Annotated in this window: 15 protein-coding genes, 5 tRNA genes and 1 riboswitch; of the genes, 8 read left to right on the plus strand and 12 right to left on the minus strand. The window is 58.0% G+C overall.

Features of this window, described 5'->3' with window-relative positions; translation table 11 throughout:
• Position 1: 1 nt before the first annotated feature.
• Positions 2 to 1,786 (plus strand): IlvD/Edd family dehydratase, encoded by a 1,785-nt coding sequence (locus ACZRMS_RS15420; protein ID WP_463995937.1) that lies wholly within the window; start codon positions 2 to 4, stop codon positions 1,784 to 1,786.
• A gap of 133 nt (positions 1,787 to 1,919) precedes the next feature.
• Positions 1,920 to 3,101 carry a fumarylacetoacetate hydrolase family protein gene (locus tag ACZRMS_RS15425; RefSeq protein ID WP_463995938.1) on the plus strand — a complete coding sequence of 394 codons (1,182 nt, stop codon included), beginning with the start codon at positions 1,920 to 1,922 and terminating at the stop codon, positions 3,099 to 3,101.
• Positions 3,102 to 3,162: 61 nt separating this feature from the next.
• On the opposite strand, the gene ACZRMS_RS15430 is transcribed toward ACZRMS_RS15425, so the two are convergent.
• Entirely contained in the window at positions 3,163 to 3,837 is a 675-nt protein-coding gene (locus tag ACZRMS_RS15430) for a DUF3313 domain-containing protein (RefSeq protein ID WP_463995939.1), read from the minus strand.
• Between the two features lie 288 nt (positions 3,838 to 4,125).
• Positions 4,126 to 4,668: a MepB family protein gene (locus ACZRMS_RS15435; RefSeq protein ID WP_463995940.1), complete on the minus strand. Its 543-nt coding sequence runs from the start codon at positions 4,666 to 4,668 to the stop codon at positions 4,126 to 4,128.
• Between the two features lie 347 nt (positions 4,669 to 5,015).
• Between ACZRMS_RS15435 and nhaA the strand changes: the two genes are divergently transcribed.
• Positions 5,016 to 6,218 carry a Na+/H+ antiporter NhaA gene (nhaA, locus tag ACZRMS_RS15440; RefSeq protein ID WP_463995941.1) on the plus strand — a complete coding sequence of 401 codons (1,203 nt, stop codon included), beginning with the start codon at positions 5,016 to 5,018 and terminating at the stop codon, positions 6,216 to 6,218.
• A gap of 317 nt (positions 6,219 to 6,535) precedes the next feature.
• Here nhaA and ACZRMS_RS15445 read toward each other — a convergent pair.
• A tRNA-Arg gene (locus ACZRMS_RS15445) sits at positions 6,536 to 6,612 on the minus strand.
• 538 nt (positions 6,613 to 7,150) lie between these two features.
• Between ACZRMS_RS15445 and ACZRMS_RS15450 the strand changes: the two genes are divergently transcribed.
• From ACZRMS_RS15450 to ACZRMS_RS15465, 4 genes are all read left to right on the plus strand, one after another.
• Positions 7,151 to 8,689: an NCS1 family nucleobase:cation symporter-1 gene (locus ACZRMS_RS15450; RefSeq protein WP_463995942.1), complete on the plus strand. Its 1,539-nt coding sequence runs from the start codon at positions 7,151 to 7,153 to the stop codon at positions 8,687 to 8,689.
• Between the two features lie 252 nt (positions 8,690 to 8,941).
• On the plus strand, positions 8,942 to 9,181 hold the full coding sequence (locus tag ACZRMS_RS15455; RefSeq protein WP_463995943.1) for a hypothetical protein: 240 nt from the start codon (positions 8,942 to 8,944) through the stop codon (positions 9,179 to 9,181).
• A 30-nt stretch (positions 9,182 to 9,211) separates the two neighbouring features.
• Complete coding sequence (locus ACZRMS_RS15460) at positions 9,212 to 9,388, plus strand: PA3371 family protein (protein ID WP_463995944.1); 177 nt, start codon at positions 9,212 to 9,214, stop codon at positions 9,386 to 9,388.
• A gap of 276 nt (positions 9,389 to 9,664) precedes the next feature.
• Positions 9,665 to 9,991 (plus strand): Arc family DNA-binding protein, encoded by a 327-nt coding sequence (locus ACZRMS_RS15465; RefSeq protein ID WP_463995945.1) that lies wholly within the window; start codon positions 9,665 to 9,667, stop codon positions 9,989 to 9,991.
• Between the two features lie 112 nt (positions 9,992 to 10,103).
• On the opposite strand, the gene mgtE is transcribed toward ACZRMS_RS15465, so the two are convergent.
• The 9 genes from mgtE to ltaE form a co-directional block, all read right to left on the minus strand.
• Positions 10,104 to 11,546: a magnesium transporter gene (gene mgtE / locus ACZRMS_RS15470; RefSeq protein ID WP_463995946.1), complete on the minus strand. Its 1,443-nt coding sequence runs from the start codon at positions 11,544 to 11,546 to the stop codon at positions 10,104 to 10,106.
• A 424-nt stretch (positions 11,547 to 11,970) separates the two neighbouring features.
• Positions 11,971 to 12,047 (minus strand) — tRNA-Arg (locus tag ACZRMS_RS15475).
• A 70-nt stretch (positions 12,048 to 12,117) separates the two neighbouring features.
• Positions 12,118 to 12,194, minus strand: a tRNA-Arg gene (locus tag ACZRMS_RS15480).
• Positions 12,195 to 12,265: 71 nt separating this feature from the next.
• Positions 12,266 to 12,342 (minus strand) — tRNA-Arg (locus ACZRMS_RS15485).
• 107 nt (positions 12,343 to 12,449) lie between these two features.
• Positions 12,450 to 12,540, minus strand: a tRNA-Ser gene (locus ACZRMS_RS15490).
• 76 nt (positions 12,541 to 12,616) lie between these two features.
• Positions 12,617 to 12,790 carry a carbon storage regulator CsrA gene (gene csrA / locus ACZRMS_RS15495; RefSeq protein ID WP_463995947.1) on the minus strand — a complete coding sequence of 58 codons (174 nt, stop codon included), beginning with the start codon at positions 12,788 to 12,790 and terminating at the stop codon, positions 12,617 to 12,619.
• A gap of 188 nt (positions 12,791 to 12,978) precedes the next feature.
• The gene (locus ACZRMS_RS15500; RefSeq protein WP_463995948.1) at positions 12,979 to 14,214 is read right to left on the minus strand and encodes an aspartate kinase; all 1,236 of its coding nucleotides are present in this window, start codon (positions 14,212 to 14,214) and stop codon (positions 12,979 to 12,981) included.
• Positions 14,215 to 14,297: 83 nt separating this feature from the next.
• Entirely contained in the window at positions 14,298 to 16,916 is a 2,619-nt protein-coding gene (gene alaS / locus ACZRMS_RS15505; RefSeq protein ID WP_463995949.1) for an alanine--tRNA ligase, read from the minus strand.
• Between the two features lie 146 nt (positions 16,917 to 17,062).
• A complete protein-coding gene (gene ltaE, locus ACZRMS_RS15510) occupies positions 17,063 to 18,067 on the minus strand; it encodes a low-specificity L-threonine aldolase (RefSeq protein WP_463995950.1) in 1,005 nt (334 codons plus the stop codon).
• Between the two features lie 217 nt (positions 18,068 to 18,284).
• Positions 18,285 to 18,455: riboswitch (FMN riboswitch) on the plus strand.
• A gap of 131 nt (positions 18,456 to 18,586) precedes the next feature.
• Here ltaE and ACZRMS_RS15515 point away from each other — a divergent pair.
• Positions 18,587 to 19,099, plus strand: coding sequence for a 6,7-dimethyl-8-ribityllumazine synthase (locus tag ACZRMS_RS15515; RefSeq protein WP_048359770.1), 513 nt, complete (start codon positions 18,587 to 18,589; stop codon positions 19,097 to 19,099).
• Positions 19,100 to 19,234: the final 135 nt, after the last annotated feature.

Below are 19,234 nucleotides of genomic sequence, written 5' to 3' on the forward strand. Positions count from 1 at the left end.
CATGACCGATTCAACCCCACGCCGCCTGCGCAGCCAGCTGTGGTTCGACGATCCAAGCCACGCCGACCTTACCGCGCTGTATGTGGAACGCTACATGAACCAGGGCCTGACCCGGGCCGAGCTGCAATCGGGGCGGCCCATCATCGGGATCGCCCAGACCGGCAGCGACCTGACACCCTGCAACCGCCATCACATTGAACTGGCCAAGCGGGTCAAGGACGGCATCCGCGACGCGGGCGGCATCCCGATGGAGTTCCCGGTGCACCCGATTGCCGAGCAATCGCGGCGCCCCACTGCGGCGCTGGATCGCAACCTCGCCTACCTGGGCCTGGTGGAAGTGCTCCACGGCTACCCGCTGGACGGCGTGGTGCTGACCACCGGCTGCGACAAAACCACCCCGGCCTGCCTGATGGCCGCCGCCACCACTGACCTGCCCTCCATTGTGCTGTCCGGCGGGCCGATGCTCGATGGCTGGCACAAGGGTCAGCGCATCGGTTCGGGCACGGTGCTGTGGCATGCGCGCAATCTGCTCAGCGCCGGCGAGATTGATTACGAAGGGTTCATGACCCTGACCACCGCCTCCTCACCGTCGATTGGCCACTGCAACACCATGGGCACCGCCCTGTCGATGAACGCCCTGGCCGAAGCACTGGGCATGTCGCTGCCCGGCTGCGCCAGCATCCCGGCGCCTTACCGCGAACGCGGGCAAATGGCCTATGCCACCGGCATGCGGATTGTCGACCTGGTGCGCGAAGACGTACGCCCGTCACAGATCATGACCCACGCTGCATTCGAAAACGCCATTGCCGTGGCCTCGGCGCTGGGCGCGTCCACCAACTGCCCGCCCCACCTGATCGCCATTGCCCGCCACAGCGGCATCGACCTGTCGCTCGAAGACTGGCAGCGCGTGGGTGAAGACGTGCCATTGCTGGTCAACTGCATGCCGGCCGGCGAATACCTGGGCGAAAGTTTCCACCGCGCCGGCGGCGTACCGGCGGTGATGCATGAGCTGGACAAGGTGGGGCGCCTGCACCGCGACTGCCTCACCGTGAGTGGCCGCAAGATGGGCGAGGTGGTAGCCGACTGCGTCACCGGCGACCGCGATGTGATCCGCTCGTACGAAGACCCCCTGATGCACCGTGCCGGCTTTATCGTGCTCAGCGGCAACTTCTTCGACAGCGCCATCATGAAAATGTCGGTGGTGGGTGAAGCCTTCCGCAAGACCTACCTCAGCGATCCGCTGCAACCCAACAGCTTCGACGCGCGGGCCATTGTGTTCGAGGGCCCGGAAGACTACACGGCGCGGATCAACGACCCGTCCCTGGACATCGACGAGCGCTGCATTCTGGTGATTCGCGGCTGTGGCACCGTAGGCTTCCCCGGCAGCGGCGAAGTGGTGAACATGGCGCCGCCTTCCAACCTGATCAAGGCCGGGATCGACTCCCTGCCGTGCATGGGGGATGGCCGCCAGAGCGGCACGTCGGCCAGCCCGTCGATCCTCAACATGTCCCCGGAATCCGCCGTGGGCGGTGGCCTGTCGCTGCTGCGCACCGGTGACCGCCTGCGCGTCGACCTCAATGCCCGCAGCGTCAACCTGCTGGTGGACGAAAGCGTGCTCGATGAGCGTCGCCAGGAACCGCTGCCACCGCTGGCACCGTCACAAACCCCATGGCAGGAACTGTATCGCCAACTGGTGGGCCAGCTGTCCACGGGCGGCTGCCTGGAACCGGCGACGCTGTACTGGCGCGTGATCCCGGAAAACGGCCCGCCCCGCCACTCCCACTAAACACACTGGACACATGACCTGACCTGTGGGAGCGGGCTTGCTCGCGATGACATCACCTCGGTTTTCCTGAGAAACCGCAGCGCCTGCATCGCGAGCAAGCCCGCTCCCACCCCCTCTTTCAAGGATCACGCTAATGCAAACCCTGCAATTGACCGTAAAAAACTCCCTGCCGGATGACTGGCAACGCGCAACACTGGTCGGTCGCGCGTGGTTGCCCGGCGAACGTGGTGGCCCAGCCGTGGTGGTTATTCGTGACGGCGAAGTGATCGACTGTACCGCCCACTTCCCTACTTTGAGTTTGCTGCTGGATAGCGAAAACCCGCTGCAAGCCGTGCGCGAAATCCGAGGTACCTCGCTGGGCACAATCCAGGCCCTGCTGACCAACAGTGGCGAGCAACGCGACCAGACCAAACCGTACCTGCTGGCTCCTGTGGACCTGCAAGTGATCAAGGCAGCGGGCGTGACCTTTGCCGCCAGCATGATTGAACGGGTGATCGAGGAAAAAGCCGGTGGCGATGCCCTGCGCGCCGAAGAAGTCCGCGCCCTGGTGCATGAAGTGATTGGCAACAACCTGCGCGACCTGCGCCCCGGTTCGCCCGAGGCCATGCGCCTCAAGCAGGTGCTGATCGAACAGAACATGTGGTCGCAGTACCTGGAAGTCGGCATTGGCCCGGACGCCGAAATCTTCACCAAGGCGCCGATTCTGTCGGCCGTGGGCAGCGGCAACGCCATCGGCATCCACCCGGGTTCGAGCTGGAACAACCCGGAACCGGAAGTGGTACTGGCGGCAGACAGCCAGGGCCGGATACACGGCGCAACCCTGGGCAACGACGTCAACCTGCGCGACTTCGAAGGCCGCAGCGCGCTGCTGTTGAGCAAGGCCAAGGACAACAACGCGTCCTGTGCGCTTGGGCCGTTTATTCGCCTGTTCGACGAACACTTCAACCTGGACGACGTGCGCCAGTGCGAAGTGACCCTGCGCGTTGAGGGCATGGACGGCTACGTGCTTGACGGCAAAAGCTCAATGAACCAGATCAGCCGCGACCCGGCAGACCTGGCCGAACAAACGCTCAACGCCAACCACCAGTACCCGGACGGCTTTGTGCTGTTCCTGGGCACTCTGTTCGCGCCGACAGAAGACCGCGATCAGCCGGGTCAGGGCTTCACCCACAAAGCGGACGACGTGGTGAGCATCTCGTCCCCGATGCTGGGTGCGTTGCACAACCGCGTCACCGGCAGCGACCAGGCCCCGCAATGGGCATTTGGGGTCGGGACATTAATGAAGAACCTGGCGCAGCGCGGGCTGCTGGGGTAAGCGCTGTTTGTCAGCCCTTCGCACCCTGCCCGGCCACCAAGGCCGGGCGGGGTGTTGGCCGTTAGCGGATAAACGCCTGCAAATCACTGCCTACTTTCTTGATCGCTACTTTGAAGTCATTGACGGTGACGGGCTGGCTGGCATTTTCCAGGGTTTCACCGAAGACTTTGCGCACCACTTTGGCCACAGTCTCGCCGGTGCTCGCGTCGATAAATTCGGCTTCAACGTAAAGCTCGGAATCCTGGTCGCGGTGGCCGGTCACAGCCGTCACGCTGCCAACCAAGGCGGCAACAGGGACCACTTCATACCAGTGCATGCCTTCATTCGACGCAGAAACACCGGTAATGGCCGCACGCATGATCAGCGTGCGCGAACCGGCAGGCGCCAGATGGGTGTTCATAACCACCCGGTACTTCTCGCTGAGGATTTTTTTAGTGCTGAGGCTCATGTACGCCTGCAGCTCTTCGAGGGTTTTGAGGTTGGTTCTTTCATCGGGCCGAGGCTCCGGGAAGAACTCCAGTTGCTTGAACGCAACCGTGTCATAGGCACTCGGGCTCCACGAGGGGCTGACCCAACGCATCGACTTCTCGCCGCTGGTGGTGGTCACTTCCTGCAGGTCGTTGTAGTCGAACAGAAAGTTGGTGTACTGCTCTTTGTCGGTAATTCTGGACGTGCAGCCACTTAGCAGCAGGCTGCCCAATACGACACCGGATAAGAGCTTGTGAACCATGTTCATGTGTTTCTCACTTTTGCGTTTAACTGAATGTCAGCACAGCGAAGACCTGCCCGGACAGGCATGGGAAAGGGTCTTGCCGAAAAGGAGCGGGATGCTGGCATTCAGACCTTGCTTGAAGATGTCTGCTTTGTTTCCGGGTTGAAATATGGCGAGCGCAGCGCCCAAACAAAAAGCCCGGCCGGTACGTGTAGCGATCAACCAATCCCGGACACGGCGTCACGTTTTTTCACGGTCTGAGCGGGCGTTAACCCGCCATTGAATGGATGGGGCCGGATACTGTTCGAGATCTCAAACTTCAAATAGCCTGCGCACCATCGCGCAGCCGGCGCGCCCGTCTTCTGCGAATGAAAGAAAGTACCGAAGTTGCCATTGCTGCGTTTTCACAGCCTGCGCAGCAACGGTTTTGACCCAAGGCGGGTAGACACGGAACGCCCGTTTACCGCCCTTGCCGTTGACCGCCATAACGCCCTTCGCGAGCAAGATCGTGCGGTCGAAAACAAACTGCCCGCGCTGGCTTTCACTGCAAACACTCACCACAACTACATCGATGCCATCCTCGATATCCAGCGGCGCAATAACGCTATCCGGCGCGGGACGTTTCCACAGGGTGACGAATTGTCCAACCTTGGTGGGTGTCGTTTTCGCCACGCGGAACACAATCGAGCGGCCATCGAGCGAGAAACGGGCAGCACCGTACTCAGAGCTCTCGGCTTCGCGTGAAGGCGCCTTCGTCACTTGTAGGCCAGCGGGTAGGTACACGTCACCGATTGCGGCGATCAGTTCGCCGGGAAGTGCTTCGGCATGCGTAGCCTGTGGGTCAATACTTGCCATCAAATCCGCCTTTATCTGGACGTCCGGAACCCGGGTTATCCACGATTGTATGCAGGGCGGTCGAGATCGCGAAACTTCGGGGAGCCGTAGCCTGTAGATCAGCCCGCTTACAAGGTGTCTAGAGAGTGCCGGGTGATTCGGTCTTAAGTCTTTCGTCGTTAAAATTGCGTATGCATGAGCGAGGGCCTGGAAGCCCCCCACTCCCCTTGAAACTGCAAGGCTACTGGACACTTCCTACATTCTGCCCCTGTTTCCTGTAGTATTCGGCGCTGGGTGCCACCGCAAAAACGCGGCAGGGCAGGTTTATTCAGCGAAGGTCGGGCCGCCATCGCGGAATGATCACACCCATGAATCTAGAACCTTCGCGTCTGGACAAAGCGCCAGTCCGTCACAAATCTGCTGCTTCCCTCGCTTTTATCACCCGCTTTTTTGCTGCCGAGTCGGCGGGCGGCTTGATCCTCATGGCCTCTGCTTTCGCAGCACTTGTGCTGGCCAACTCCCCTTGGGCTGCGACTTACTTCTCGACACTGCACGTCAAGTTCTTTGGGCTCTCGATTGAGCATTGGATCAATGATGGCCTGATGGCTATCTTCTTCCTGCTGGTCGGCCTGGAGATCAAGCGTGAGATGTTGGCTGGCCAACTTGCCAGTTGGAGCCAACGCGCCCTTCCAGGTTTTGCCGCACTCGGCGGCATGGTGTTTCCTGCCTTGATCTATATCGCCATCAACTGGGGAAACACCGAGACCCTGGGTGGGTGGGCCATCCCCGCAGCCACCGATATTGCGTTTGCATTAGGCGTGCTTTCACTGCTCGGCAAACGCGTACCCGTTTCGTTGAAAATCTTTCTGGCGGCGCTGGCGATCCTCGATGATCTTGGGGCCGTGCTGATCATCGCCCTGTTTTACACCAGCGATCTCTCCGTGAGCATGCTGTTGGTATCTGTGGGCATCGTGGTTGGGTTGGTGGTGCTGAACCGTTGCGGGGTGAGAAGGCTTGCGCCCTATCTGGTTGCAGGTGGGCTGCTCTGGTTCTTCATGCTGCAATCCGGTATTCACGCGACATTGGCGGGCGTCATTCTCGCGCTGTGCATTCCGCTGGGTGATCCGCAACAGAAGCACAAGTCCCCCCTTCTCTACCTCGAAGAAAAAATGCACCCGTGGGTCGCATTCGCGGTGGTGCCCATCTTCGGGTTTGCCAACGCAGGCGTATCACTTGCAGGTATCTCAGCACGAGACTTGATCGATCCGGTACCGCTCGGAGTCACTCTGGGCCTGTTGCTGGGCAAACAGCTGGGCGTCTTTGGTCTGGCGGCTTTGGCCATTCGCTTTGGTCTGGCAAAGCTGCCACAGGGATGTAGCTGGCTTCAGCTGTATGGCATAGCACTGCTGTGCGGAATCGGATTCACGATGAGCCTGTTCATTGGTGCCCTGGCATTTCCGGGTGCGCCACATCTTGTCGATGAGGTTAAAGTCGGAGTGCTTATGGGGTCCGTTCTTTGCGCCCTTTTAGGCGTTGTGGTGCTGATGAGGGCCGGGCGCCAAAGAACATAAACATGCTTAAAAGATATAGATCCTGAAGTGCGGCCGATCTGGGCCGCACCGCACCGGAGGGCTGGACTGGCCCCAACTTCCGAGATAAAGCCAACGAGCTGCCTGCTGCCCTTGCAGACAGCCGGGCGCGCTCGGAAGTTAGCTGCGGGCGCAGTTCCGGTCGTTGGGCAGGAGGGGAGACTATTTGGGCGAGAAGGATGCCAGAAACACACATCCAGACTGCTTTCGTCCTCAGCCTCACAGCACACTCATGCTGGTCCACTGCAGGTACGAGATAAGCGACCACTGGATCAATGGTCGTGAAGCCTTGAAAAATATGGTGTCCCAGGCGGGGTTCGAACCTGCAACCTTCCCCTTAGGAGGGGGATGCTCTATCCAATTGAGCTACTGAGACAAATACCGGCGAGCATGGTAACGGCCGGGCCTTTGTTTGTCATGTCGCGTGTGGCCTTTTTAACTGTCAGTCGCCGACTGTTACGCCCGAAATTCAGCCACCACATAAAAATCGTATACAAAATGTCACGTAACGGTGCACCAAATCTTCCAAAACATTCTTTATGCATCAAAAAGTAACAACTCTCTCCTTGATTAAAATCGATCAACAACTCTCCGCCTCTCCCACCGCTGATTATTCAGCACTCAAATAAAAAACAAAAATTCTTTTGTTTTCAGTCGATTAAAAAATAACAACGCAGCCTGCAAACCCTGTGACTGATCCCTGCCTTTGCGCTGGCATGAATATCGCTTACACCCACACGACACTTGTATACAAAACAAACAAAAACTAAGTACACATTGTTTCGTAGCCTGCAGTGTGAAGCAGGCATACCGCGGACTCTCACAACCAGTGATTACCGCTGCCGTGACGAAGATTTGTCGAGCCAACGCTCATGAACAGTCATCACGCCAGCGGGCATCAGGAGCTTGCCAGAATGCGTTCAAGACTCTCCAACACCCTCGCACTGGATTTACCTTCCCCGGTTTCAACCCCCCTCCCCGTTTCGGGCTGCGTTTCGCCAACGCTGGCGCTCAGCCCCCGCTTGCACAACAGCGACCTGGCACCGACCAAGGCCGAAGGTCGACGCTGGGGCCGATACAGTATTTTTGCGCTGTGGACCAACGATGTGCACAACATTGCCAACTACTCATTCGCCATCGGGCTGTACGCGCTGGGGCTGAACGGCTGGCAAATACTGCTTTCGCTGGGGATCGGCGCAGCACTGGTGTTCAACTTCATGAACCTTTCGGGCTATATGGGCCAGAGGACGGGGGTGCCGTTTCCAGTGATCAGCCGTATAAGCTTCGGCATTCATGGCGCACAGATTCCGGCGTTGATACGCGCCGTTATCGCCATCGCCTGGTTCGGGATTCAGACGTATTTGGCTTCAGTGGTCTTGCGTGTGCTGCTCACCGCCATCCACCCCGGCTTTGCCGCCTATGACCACGACTCGATCCTTGGGCTGTCGAGCCTGGGCTGGGTGTGTTTTGTGGCGATCTGGTTGGTGCAGCTGGCGATCCTCGCCTACGGCATGGAAATGGTTCGCCGCTATGAAGCCTTTGCCGGGCCGGTGATTCTGCTGACAGTGATCTGCCTCGCCACCTGGATGTGCTTTCAGGCCAACGGCAGCATCGCGTGGTCGAATCGCGCGCCGTTGAGCAGCAGCGAGGTATGGCGCAATGTGTTTGCAGGCGGGGCGCTGTGGCTGGCCATTTACGGCACTATGATCCTGAACTTCAGTGATTTCTCACGCTCGGCACCCTGCTGCAAAACCATCAAGGTCGGTAATTTCTGGGGGCTACCGGTCAATATTCTGGTGTTCGCGGGTATTACCGTCCTGCTGTGCGGCGCCCAGTTTCAAATCAACGGCAAGATAATCGAGAACCCGACGCAAATTATTGCCTCGATCCCGAACACCTTTTTCCTGGTGCTGGGCTGCCTGGCGTTTCTGATTGTGACGGTGGCGGTGAATATCATGGCCAACTTCGTTGCGCCGGCTTTCGTACTGAGCAACCTGGCCCCCAAGTACCTGACTTTCCGCCGGGCCGGGCTGATCAGCGCAACCATCGCGGTGGTGATCCTGCCATGGAACCTCTTTAACAGCCCGCTGGTGATTGTTTACTTCCTGTCCGGCCTGGGCGCCCTGCTCGGCCCGCTGTATGGCGTGATCATGGTCGACTACTGGCTGCTGCGAAAAGGTCAGGTGGATGTGCCGGCGTTGTACAGCGAAGATCCAACCGGGGTTTACTACTACTCCCGTGGCGTCAATTTACGTGCTGTAGCGGCGTTTATTCCGGCCGCGCTGATCGCAATCGTTCTGGCACTCGTTCCGGGCTTCCAAACCGTATCGCCATTCTCCTGGCTGATTGGTGCCGGTATCGCAGCGATGCTCTACCTGATCATCTCCAAGCGCCAACCCCACTACGCCCAGGTCAGCGGGGAATCCATCGCGGTCGATAACGCCAGTCATTGATGTCATTGCGGCCTGGCTCACCCAGGCCGCACCGGGCAAGCCAGATGCCCGGATCCGCTCGCCCTTCTCAAGCCGCCGACGCCCATCGTGCAATTTGCACTACATCAAAAAGCCATCATTGCAAATTGCAATCAAACCCCTCCAAAATAACCATCCAAACCACTGTTTTATAAGGGTTTTGTAACCTGTTACAGTTGGCACGAAGACTGCTCTATTAACAGTATCCCGTCCATGCCTTCAGAGATGAGTGCCATGAACAACACGCTTTTACTGTTAAACGCTCTTGCACTGGCCGTACTGGTGGTCTTCCACTTTCAACCTGCACCCGCTGCTGCTGAGCAACAGGTTGAACTGGCCACTACTTACACCAAGCCCCCCAAGCCGCAGGCACAAATCGCGGTGATGACCGGCGCAAGCAGGGTGTCACCTCAGGCGAACGCCGAGCATCCAGCCACCAGCGGAGCTACCGTGGGAAAGGGCTGGGTCTTTTGACTGGCACATTGAGAAGAGTGATGGAAAAACATGTCCAAAATTGCTTTGGCTTTGTTGATGATGGCGCTGGCGAGCCTCGCCCTGGATGTATTGGCTCGTAATGAATTCGGTAACCTGCCGCTGATCGCTTCGGCAGTTTTTTTCGGTTGCTGGCTGGCGGCTCTGGTTATCGGGCGCAGAATCAAGTTTGACCCGCAGTTACGTTGAAACAGCCATCTGACAAGGTCCCGTGCCTTTTTAGATCAGCGGTAAACCAGTACGCTATCAAAAACAGTGCATATTTTTGATAATCACTACTGGCATAACGCCTTTATCCGGTTCAATATTTGTCACAGAATTGACGCCAGGGAAGTGGCAGATTTGAGGCATGATGCGCGCCTCTCATGCAATTCAGGTTGAACATTTGGCCAGAAGGACGGTCTTAACTCACATCCTGCGGCCAATTTCCGAGAACCGCTCCCCTGAACTAACCGGTTAACTATAATGCGCCCATTGAAACAGGCAATTTACTCCAGCCGTACGGCTGACAAGTTCGTCGTGCGCCTGCCAGACGGAATGCGCGAGCGCATCGCCGAGGTGGCTCGCAATCATCACCGCAGCATGAACTCAGAAATCATTGCTCGCCTCGAGCAAAGCCTTATCCAGGAAGGCGCACTGGGTGAAGAACTCAGCATGCACCTGGACAGCCCCGAGCTTTCCCTGCATGAGCGTGAGCTGCTGCAACGCTTCCGCCAACTGTCGCACCGCCAACAAAACGCCCTGGTTTCACTGATTGCCCACGACGCCGAAGCCGCATCCGAAGCCTCCTGATTTAACCCGGGCACAAAAAAGCCAGCACTGCGCTGGCTTTTTTTATGGGCGCTACAAACGCCGGATACAAAAACGGCCTGACCCGACGGTTGTCGGATCAGGCCGCGAGCCATCAGAGCAGGAAGATGGTTGCCAGCCCCAGGAAGATAAAGAACCCTCCGCTGTCGGTCATGGCAGTGATCATCACACTTGCCCCCATGGCCGGGTCACGCCCCATCCGGGCAAGCGTCATGGGGATCAATACCCCCATCAGCGCTGCCAGCAGCAGGTTGAGTGTCATCGCAGCGGTCATCACTACGCCCAGCGACCAGCTGCCGTACAGCAGGTACGCGACAATGCCGATCACTCCACCCCACACCAGGCCGTTGATCAAGCCTACAGCCAGCTCCTTGCGCATGAGGCGTGAGGTGCTGCCGGTGTTGACCTGATCGAGGGCCATCGCCCGTACGATCATGGTGATGGTCTGGTTGCCGGAGTTACCACCAATACCGGCCACGATGGGCATCAGCGCGGCAAGCGCTACCAGTTTTTCAATCGAGCCTTCGAACAGGCCGATCACCCGCGAAGCAATGAACGCCGTGACCAGATTGACTGCCAGCCAGGCCCAGCGGTTACGCAGGGATTTCCAGACTGACGCGAAAATATCCTCCTCTTCACGAAGACCCGCCATGTTGAGGACTTCGTTTTCGCTTTCCTCACGGATCAAGTCGACCATTTCATCTATGGTCAAACGGCCGATCAGCTTGCCGTTCTTGTCGACGACAGGAGCCGAAATCAAGTCATAACGCTCAAAGGCGAGGGCCGCATCGTAGGCGTCTTCGTCCGGGTGAAAACTCACCGGATCGCTGGCCATCACTTCGGACACTTGTTTTTCAGGGTCATTGACCAGCAAACGCTTGATCGGCAACACACCCTTGAGTGCGCCGTCATAGTCGACTACAAACAGTTTGTCGGTATGGCCCGGCAACTCCTTGAGACGACGCAGGTAACGCAGTACGACTTCAAGGCTGACGTCCTCGCGGATCGTCACCATCTCAAAGTCCATCAGGGCGCCGACCTGATCCTCGTTATAGGACAGTGCGGAGCGAACACGCTCACGCTGCTGGCCATCAAGGGTCTCCATCAGCTCATGGACGACGTCTCGCGGCAGCTCGGGGGCCAGGTCAGCAAGTTCGTCGGCGTCCATCTCCTTGGCCGCAGCCAGGAGCTCGTGATCGTCCATGTCGGCGATCAGGGTTTCACGTACCGAGTCGGAAACCTCGAGCAGGATGTCGCCATCGCGATCAGCCTTGACCAGCTGCCAGACCGTCAGACGGTCGTTCAGCGGCAATGCTTCGAGGATATAGGCAACGTCTGCGGAGTGCAGGTCTTCCAGTTTACGCTGGAGCTCGACAAGGTTTTGCCGGTGGACCAGGTTCTCGACCCGATCATGGTGATGGCCTTCCTGACGATGAGTCAGGTCTTCGACCACACGCTGGCGATTAAGCAGCTCAATAACTTGAGCGAGGCGGCTTTGCAGGCTGTCTTGCGTTTTCTTTACTTCAACTTCGGTCATAGGCGAACTCCACTCCCAGCAGCAGGGCACGCCGGAAGGATCAATCAGTCAATTCATGATTGGAAAAACGGGATGCTGAGTTACTACTGGGTAAGTCCATGGAGGTGTTCCACAAGCCCCGGCGGGGCTGACGGGCGCAATCATACACGGCTTAAAAATTTATGACGCAAAAATCTCGGGGATAACAAAAGCTTGCGGGGCGCCACCAGGCTTTGTTTGCGCGACGCCTGTGCGACGCAAGATGATTCGCCCGGGGCACACACCCCGGCAAAAAACCATCACCGGTGGGTTCCGATAGCCACTGCGAGAGTAAACAGGCGAGAAGTCTGCAGGATGACAGCAGCGCCCGGTGCGACAGCATGCCTGAGATCACTCAAATCCCAGACAGCAAAAAGCCCGCATCAGATGCAGGCTTTTTGGTGTTTGGTGCACTCGACAGGATTCGAACCTGTGACCGCTCGGTTCGTAGCCGAGTACTCTATCCAGCTGAGCTACGAGTGCAAGTTGTGTTTGTTAGACCAGACCACCCTGGTTGAAGCCAAGTTAACCGCCGAAGCAACTAACTCTTAAATGGTGCACTCGACAGGATTCGAACCTGTGACCGCTCGGTTCGTAGCCGAGTACTCTATCCAGCTGAGCTACGAGTGCAAGTTGTGTTTGTTAAACCAGACCACCGCTGGTTGAAGCAAGTTAGCCGCAGAAGCAACTAACCTTTGAAATGGTGCACTCGACAGGATTCGAACCTGTGACCGCTCGGTTCGTAGCCGAGTACTCTATCCAGCTGAGCTACGAGTGCATTTGAAGCTGCGTATTATAGACCGTTTAATCTCTCTGCCAAGCTTTTTTTTCAATAATTTCAACAACTTACTGAAACCGGCTAGATCAAACGTGCTACTTGAATAATGGCGGAGAAGGGGGGATTCGAACCCCCGACACCCTTTTGAGATGTACTCCCTTAGCAGGGGAGCGCCTTCGGCCACTCGGCCACCTCTCCGCAACACGGGGCGTATAATAACCAGCCTTTTCCCCGCATGCAACTAAAAACTTAAATAAAATTAAAGACTTGGTTCTTAGTCCTTTTCCTTCTTGATCCGCAGGTAGATCTCCTCACGGTGCACCGCCACTTCTTTTGGGGCGTTCACACCAATTCGTACTTGGTTTCCTTTGACACCGAGCACGGTCACAGTAATTTCGCCATCGCCTATGATCAGGCTCTCTGCACACCGGCGAGTCAGAATCAGCATACGTCTCTCCTCACACTTTCATTTCAGGAACAACAGTCTGCAAAAAAAAAGAGCCCGGGCCTACTAGCTAAATAGCTATAGCGCCCCGTGCTCCTTAAGTATCGACCAGCATGACGAAACTGGAGGTCTTCGGTCACGCTGCTCAAAAAACAAAGGGCGCGGATCAACCGCGCCCTTCTGGCAACGCGCTACTCACCCTGTCGGGTAGGCGCGTCCAGATCAAAAGCAGTGTGCAGGGAACGCACGGCCAGCTCCAGGTACTTCTCTTCGATCACCACCGAGACTTTGATCTCGGAGGTCGAGATCATCAGGATGTTGATGTTCTCTTTGGCCAGCGATTCAAACATGCGGCTGGCAACACCCGCATGCGAACGCATGCCCACGCCAACAATCGAAACCTTGGCAATATTGGTGTCACCCACCACCTCACGGGCACCGATCTCACGCGCGGTGTTTTCCAGCACGCTTTGGGCAGCGCTGTAGTCATTGCGGTGTACGGTGAAGGTGAAGTCGGTGGTGTTATCGTGCGCAACGTTCTGCACGATCATGTCGACTTCGATATTGGCCCCACTGATCGGGCCCAGAATCTTGAATGCCACACCCGGGGTGTCTGGCACGCCACGGATGGTCAGCTTGGCTTCATCGCGATTGAAAGCGATGCCAGAAATGATCGGCTGTTCCATGGATTCCTCTTCATCAATAGTAATGAGGGTGCCTGGACCCTCCTTGAAGCTGTGCAATACGCGCAGCGGAACGTTGTACTTGCCTGCGAACTCGACAGCACGGATCTGCAACACCTTGGAGCCCAGGCTGGCCATTTCCAGCATTTCTTCGAAGGTGATCTTTTCCAGACGCTGAGCCTGGGCCACAACCCGCGGGTCAGTGGTGTAAACGCCATCGACATCGGTGTAGATCTGGCATTCGTCAGCCTTCAAGGCTGCCGCCAGCGCCACACCGGTGGTGTCGGAGCCGCCACGGCCCAGGGTGGTGATGTTGCCGTCCTCGTCCACACCCTGGAAACCTGCAACCACAACCACACGCCCGGCCTTGAGGTCTGCGCGAATCTTCTGGTCGTCAATTTTCAGGATGCGGGCTTTGGTGTGCGAACTGTCCGTCAGGATACGTACCTGGCTGCCGGTGTAGGACACCGCTGGCACACCGCGCTTGTTCAGCGCCATTGCCAGCAGGCCGATCGTCACCTGCTCGCCCGTGGACAAAATCACATCCAGCTCACGGGGTAACGGCTGATCAGTGATTTGCTTGGCCAGGTCGATCAGGCGATTGGTTTCGCCGCTCATGGCAGACAGCACGATCACCAGATCATTGCCGGCTTCGCGGAACTTCTTAACTTTATCGGCGACCTGCTCGATTCTCTCGACAGTGCCGACCGAGGTGCCTCCGAATTTTTGTACGATCAAAGCCATTTCAAAGCAGCCTCAGCCCATAAAGGGCGCCCATTTATCATTCAAACGACGCGCCATCACTAGACGACAGCGCGTACTGGACCTCAGATACCTTGCTCGACAAATGGCACAGTCAGGGCCAGCGCGGCGTCCAGGGCTGCGGCATCAACACCGCCGCCTTGCGCCATGTCCGGACGACCACCGCCCTTCCCGCCCACTGCCGCAGCGGCCTGTTTCATCAAATCACCGGCTTTGAGTTGGCCAGTCAGGTCTTTGGTTACGCCTGCAACCAGTACAACCTTGTCTTCATGGACACTGCCGAGCAGGATCACTGCACGGCCGAGCTTGTTCTTCAGCTGATCTACCAGCGCCAGTAGCGCCTTGCCGTCCTGACCGTCCAGGCGAGCGGTCAGCACTTTCACGCCTTTGACGTCCACCGCCGACGATGACAGATCATCACCGGCAGCGCTTGCGGCCTTGGCCTGCAATTGCTCAAGTTGTTTTTCCAGCTGGCGATTGCGTTCAAGGACCGCCGACAGTTTGTCGACCAGGTTCTCACGCGAGCCCTTGACCAGGTTTGCGGCTTCCTTGAGCTGCTCTTCGGCGGCGTTCAGGTAAGCCAGTGCTGCAGCGCCCGTCACCGCTTCAATACGACGGATACCGGAGGCTACACCACCTTCGCTGGTGATTTTCATCAAGCCGATATCACCGGTGCGCTTGGCATGGATACCACCACACAGCTCAACCGAAAAATCACCGCCCATGCTCAGTACGCGCACATTGTCGCCGTACTTCTCGCCAAACAGCGCCATGGCGCCTTTTTGCTTGGCGGTTTCGATGTCGGTTTCTTCAGTTTCAACAGGCGTGTTGTTACGAATCTGCGTGTTGACGATATCTTCCAGCGCCTTGATCTGCTCAGGCTTGATCGCTTCAAAGTGGCTGAAGTCGAAGCGCATGCGCTGACTGTCTACCAACGAGCCTTTCTGCTGGACGTGCTCACCCAGCACCTGACGCAAGGCCGCGTGCAGCAAGTGCGTTGCCGAGTGGTTCAGTGCCGTGGCGTGACGCACATCAGCGTCAACCTTCGCCTCAACGGACTGGCCAACTTCCAGGCCACCCGCGGCAATCACGCCGTGGTGCAGGAACGCACCGCCGGTTTTAGTGGTGTCGCGCACGTCAAAGCGCGCTGCGCCAGCCTGCAGGTAACCACAGTCGCCGACCTGGCCGCCCGACTCGGCGTAGAACGGGGTCTGATCGAGGATCACCACGCCCTCGTCGCCTTCGCTCAAGCTGGCAACCGACTGGCCGTCTTTATAGAGCGCAACAACCTTGGCCGGGGCCTGGGTAGCGGTGTAACCGATGAACTCGGTTGGCACATCGACTTTAACCAGAGTGTTGTAGTCCAGACCGAAAGAGCTGGCCGAACGTGCACGCACACGCTGGGCTTCCATCTCGCGCTCGAAACCTTCTTCGTCCACGGTCAGGTTGCGCTCACGGGCGATGTCGGCCGTCAGGTCCATCGGGAAGCCGTAAGTATCGTAAAGCTTGAACACCACGTCGCCAGGAACCACGGTGCCCTTGAGGTCAGCCAGGTCCTGCTCGAGAATTTTCAGGCCCTGCTCCAGGGTCTTGGAGAACTGCTCTTCTTCAGCCTTGAGCACGCGCTCGATGTTGGCCTGCTCGCGCACCAGCTCCGGGAAGCTCTCGCCCATCTCGGCCACCAGGGCCGCGACGATCTTGAAGAAGAAGTTGCCGGTAGCACCCAGCTTGTTGCCGTGACGGCAGGCGCGACGAATGATGCGACGCAGCACATAGCCGCGGCCTTCGTTCGATGGCAATACACCGTCAGCGATCAGGAAGCTGCACGAACGGATGTGGTCGGCTACAACCTTGAGCGATGCCTGGCCTTCGTTGGCACAGCCGATGGCTTGCGCCGCGCCATTGAGCAGGCTCTGGAACAGATCGATGTCGTAGTTGGAGTTGACGTGCTGCATCACCGCACTGATCCGCTCCAGGCCCATGCCGGTATCTACCGACGGCGCTGGCAACGGATGCAACACGCCATCGGCGGTGCGGTTGAACTGCATGAACACGTTGTTCCAGATTTCGATGTAACGGTCACCGTCTTCATCTGGCGAGCCCGGCGGGCCGCCCCAGATTTCAGGACCGTGATCGTAGAAAATCTCGGTGCAAGGGCCGCACGGGCCGGTATCGCCCATGGTCCAGAAGTTGTCTGACGCGTATGGGGCGCCCTTGTTGTCGCCGATGCGGATCATGCGCTCGGCAGGTACGCCGACGTCTTTGGTCCAGATCTCATAGGCTTCGTCATCGCTGGCGTAGACGGTTACCCAGAGTTTGTCTTTAGGCAGCTTCAAGACGCCGGTCAGGAAGGTCCAGGCAAAATTGATCGCATCTTTCTTGAAGTAATCGCCAAAGCTGAAGTTGCCCAGCATTTCAAAAAAGGTGTGGTGACGCGCGGTATAACCGACGTTTTCCAGGTCGCTGTTCTTGCCGCCGGCGCGCACGCACTTCTGGCTGCTGGTCGCCCGGGTGTAGGCACGTTTTTCTTGACCCAGGAAGCAGTCCTTGAACTGGTTCATCCCCGCGTTGGTGAACAGCAGGGTTGGGTCGTTATTCGGGACCAAGGAGCTGGAAGGGACACGGGTGTGACCTTGCTCCTCGAAGAAGCGAAGGAAGGCTTCACGGATTTCTGCGCTTTTCATAGGTTCTTCCACGGAGGCTGCGGCCAGAGGCAAGTGAATCACGTCAATCGACAGTGCGACTCGCAAAGGGCCGCATTATATCGGCCCTTCGCCCCGGGTACAGCGTGTTTATACGATAGCGACAAGCAATTGGACGGATTGAAAGCTCATTGGCGGGAAAAGTCGGCAAAAACGGCTATTACACGCTCGATCTGACTGTGACTGACATCCATATGCGTCACCATTCGCAACCGCGGTGCCGCACTGAGCCTGATCTCATGCTCGGCCGCGAAGGCCTTGAGGGCCTCGGCCTGCTCGCCGACCTGAACGTACACCATATTGGTCTGCACCGGCTCGACTTCATAACCGGCGGCGCGCAAGCCCTCGGCCAGGAACTGGGCGTTGGCATGGTCATCGGCCAGACGCTCAACCTGATTATCCAGCGCATACAACCCGGCGGCAGCCAGCTGGCCAGCCTGGCGCATGCCGCCACCGACCATCTTGCGCAGGCGCCGCGCCCTGGCGATCAGGTCAGCAGTACCGCACAGCACCGAGCCCACCGGCGCACCCAGGCCCTTGGACAGGCACACCGATACCGAATCGAAATGACGCGTGATGTCCCTGGCATCGACCCCAAGCTTGACGGCCGCGTTGTACAGCCGCGCACCATCAAGATGCAGCGCCAGGCCATGCTCACGGGTCAGGCGACTGGCTGCGGCCAGATACTCGAGCGGCAACACCTTGCCCTGCATGGTGTTTTCCAGAGCGAGCAAGCGTGTGCGGGCAAAGTGAAAATCGTCAGGCTTGATCGCAGCCACGACCTGGCCCAGGTCCAGCGAACCATCCGCCTGCACTTCCAGCGGCTGCGGCTGGATGGAGCCCAGGACCGCCGCCCCGCCGCCTTCATACTTATAGGTGTGGGCCTGCTGGCCCACGATATATTCATCACCGCGCCCGCAATGCGCCATCAGCGCCAGCAGGTTGCTCATGGTGCCGGTTGGCACAAACAGCGCCCTGGCAAAACCAAGACGCAAGGCCAGCTCGGCCTCCAGCTTGTTGACCGAGGGATCTTCGCCATAAACATCGTCGCCCATCGGCGCATTCGCCATGGCCTCGCGCATGCCGGGGCTGGGTTGGGTCACGGTGTCACTACGAAGATCGATAACAGTCATTGGAGGAGCCTCGGCAATTAAGTAATCAGCACTGGATGCTAATCGGGGTATTCCCTTTCGAACAAGGGCACGACGGGCAAGATTGCTCATATTCAAGGGTTTACGTGAGAATCCATGAACAAAACAATCATAAAAATTGATGGCTATTAGCAAAAAGCAGCAATGCATCCTTGAAACATTTGTGATACAAAATGTCCGCCGCCAGAAAGGCTGGCGGCAACGTTCTCAGGGCGGGGTGTAACTCCCCACCGGCGGTAATTGCGCGCAATGCGCATAGCCCGCGAGCGCTTGGCAGATCCATCGGCTTCGGTTGAGGATAGGCCAAGGTCAGCAGACCCGGTGTGATCCCGGGGCCGACGGTCATAGTCCGGATGAAGAGAGAACGGGATTGGCGCCAAAGGGCCGTCAACCAGGCGGGTGTGTGTCGAGGCTCAACGGCCACGCGCAGCCCGTCTGAGCGCACCCTTAAATCCCATTCGATTCATATGCCCTGTTTTTCACACAAACAGGAGTCAGAACATGCAACCCACCGCAATCGATAGCAAAAGCAAAAACCACCACAACGAGCGCGTAGCGTTTATCCAGGCTTGCTGGCACAAAGAGATTGTCGACCAGAGCCGCAAAGGGTTTCTGGCCGAAATGCTGGTGCAGGGCTACCAGGAAAGCGACATTGATTTCTTTGAAGTCGGCGGCGCCTTCGAAATCCCGCTGCACGCCAAGCTGCTGGCCAAGACCGGCCGTTATGCCGGGATCGTCGGTGCGGCACTGGTCGTAGACGGCGGCATCTATCGTCACGACTTCGTGGCCCAGACCGTGGTCAGCGCCCTGATGCAAGTCCAGCTGGAAACTGAAGTGCCGGTGTTCTCGGTCAGCCTGACCCCGCACCACTTCCATGCCGGCGAAGAACATCAGAAGTTCTTCTTTGACCACTTCGTCCATAAAGGCGAAGAAGCTGCAAAAACCTGCGCCGATACCCTGCACAAGATCCGCAACATCAAGCGCATGGATAGCCAGCAAAAACGCGCGGTGTAACGCCAGGCGCCCCGGCGGGCCCAAAAACGGGCCAGCCGGGGCGTACGCATAACTATCTAAAGCACACATGAGTCACCCAAGCGTTTCAATCGTCTGCAACAGGTGCCCGGCCACCTGATCACTTTTGAACTTGAC

This window comes from Pseudomonas sp. B424 (assembly GCF_055408345.1).

Excerpts from the sequence above, each read along its gene's own strand:
- ACZRMS_RS15420 (WP_463995937.1), top strand. The coding sequence starts at position 2 with ATGACCGATTCAACCCCACGCCGCCTGCGCAGCCAGCTGTGGTTCGAC.
- ACZRMS_RS15425 (WP_463995938.1), top strand. The coding sequence starts at position 1,920 with ATGCAAACCCTGCAATTGACCGTAAAAAACTCCCTGCCGGATGACTGG.
- ACZRMS_RS15430 (WP_463995939.1), bottom strand. The coding sequence starts at position 3,837 with ATGAACATGGTTCACAAGCTCTTATCCGGTGTCGTATTGGGCAGCCTG.
- ACZRMS_RS15435 (WP_463995940.1), bottom strand. The coding sequence starts at position 4,668 with ATGGCAAGTATTGACCCACAGGCTACGCATGCCGAAGCACTTCCCGGC.
- nhaA (WP_463995941.1), top strand. The coding sequence starts at position 5,016 with ATGAATCTAGAACCTTCGCGTCTGGACAAAGCGCCAGTCCGTCACAAA.
- ACZRMS_RS15450 (WP_463995942.1), top strand. The coding sequence starts at position 7,151 with ATGCGTTCAAGACTCTCCAACACCCTCGCACTGGATTTACCTTCCCCG.
- ACZRMS_RS15455 (WP_463995943.1), top strand. The coding sequence starts at position 8,942 with ATGAACAACACGCTTTTACTGTTAAACGCTCTTGCACTGGCCGTACTG.
- ACZRMS_RS15460 (WP_463995944.1), top strand. The coding sequence starts at position 9,212 with ATGTCCAAAATTGCTTTGGCTTTGTTGATGATGGCGCTGGCGAGCCTC.
- ACZRMS_RS15465 (WP_463995945.1), top strand. The coding sequence starts at position 9,665 with ATGCGCCCATTGAAACAGGCAATTTACTCCAGCCGTACGGCTGACAAG.
- mgtE (WP_463995946.1), bottom strand. The coding sequence starts at position 11,546 with ATGACCGAAGTTGAAGTAAAGAAAACGCAAGACAGCCTGCAAAGCCGC.
- csrA (WP_463995947.1), bottom strand. The coding sequence starts at position 12,790 with ATGCTGATTCTGACTCGCCGGTGTGCAGAGAGCCTGATCATAGGCGAT.
- ACZRMS_RS15500 (WP_463995948.1), bottom strand. The coding sequence starts at position 14,214 with ATGGCTTTGATCGTACAAAAATTCGGAGGCACCTCGGTCGGCACTGTC.
- alaS (WP_463995949.1), bottom strand. The coding sequence starts at position 16,916 with ATGAAAAGCGCAGAAATCCGTGAAGCCTTCCTTCGCTTCTTCGAGGAG.
- ltaE (WP_463995950.1), bottom strand. The coding sequence starts at position 18,067 with ATGACTGTTATCGATCTTCGTAGTGACACCGTGACCCAACCCAGCCCC.
- ACZRMS_RS15515 (WP_048359770.1), top strand. The coding sequence starts at position 18,587 with ATGCAACCCACCGCAATCGATAGCAAAAGCAAAAACCACCACAACGAG.